This is a genomic window from Bradyrhizobium sp. Kon56 (assembly GCF_055807635.1).
In genome coordinates this window covers 1-326 of record NZ_JBVVOU010000261.1, presented here as the reverse complement: position 1 = coordinate 326, position 326 = coordinate 1, and the positions used below count along the sequence as shown (strand labels likewise).

At 68.7% G+C, this 326-nt stretch carries 1 protein-coding gene; it reads left to right on the top strand.

Going from position 1 to position 326, the window contains the following annotated elements; genetic code table 11:
- Window positions 1–326, top strand: a 326-nt coding sequence (locus AC0L3B_RS38890; protein ID WP_473335014.1) for a DUF1522 domain-containing protein, incomplete at both ends; no start/stop codon positions are given.

Genomic DNA, 326 nt, shown 5'->3' with positions numbered 1-326 from the left:
GCCGACCTCCTGAAGGCGATCGACCTTGCCACCGGCGTGCAGTCTGCGTCCAACGCCAGCGGCACCGCGACGGTGACGACGACGACCGGCCAGATCGCCTCGTCGATCAACTCGAGCGGCCAGCTCAAGATCTCGACCGGCGTTAACGCCGACCTCGCGATCACCGGCACCGGCAACGCGCTGTCGGCGTTCGGCCTGGCCGGCAACACCGGCACGGCCTCGGCCTTCACCGCGGCACGTAGCGCCGGCACGGGTGGCATCAACGGCAAGAGCTTGACCTTCAGCTCCTTCAACGGCGGCACGGCGGTCAACGTCACCTTCGGCGA